This is a genomic window from Caballeronia arvi (genome assembly GCF_001544695.2).
Lineage (GTDB): Bacteria > Pseudomonadota > Gammaproteobacteria > Burkholderiales > Burkholderiaceae > Caballeronia > Caballeronia arvi.
The window spans coordinates 1-500 of the sequence record NZ_FCOM02000351.1; the positions used below are offsets into that span (position 1 = coordinate 1).

Sequence of the window (500 nt, forward strand, 5' to 3'; positions counted from 1 at the left end):
ATATCGATTTTCCCTTCCACGTAGGCTTCGCCCAGCGAGTCGAGCCCGGGCGATAACAGCAGCGGCATGGCGGCCGCTGATTTCGCATGCAGAGTGATCGTTGGCTTCTCGAAAGTGCCAAGGTCATACGACTGGCCGTTCCACAGGCATATGCGCGCCGGAACATTGCTCTGCGTGCGCAGGTTGTCCGCCCACGAGGCCAGCTTCTTTTCCCAAAACATCAACTTCTCCTTGCGCATTAGCACTGCCGCAAACGTCGGGGTAACAAGGGCGCGCTGACCGCAGCATCGACAGCCGCCCATGTTCGGAAACGACGAGTGCCAAAATGCTTCGCCCTGACCGCGTCCTATCAAAATGTATCACGTTGTGATATATTGAAGTTGACAATTTCGCTGTCGAGGGTCGCAAGTCGGTTACCCGCGGGTGAAGGAGGAAGGACATGCTAGTTACATTTCAATCAAGAGCAACACCGGACGTTGTCATGTTGCGTGATTTAGCGG

General features: G+C 55.2%; 1 protein-coding gene. It reads right to left on the reverse strand.

From position 1 onward, the window contains the following. A partial coding sequence (locus AWB74_RS45295) for a DUF7884 domain-containing protein (RefSeq protein ID WP_456061771.1) occupies nucleotides 1-221 on the reverse strand: 221 nt, incomplete at its 3' end. Nucleotides 222-500 lie beyond the last annotated feature (279 nt).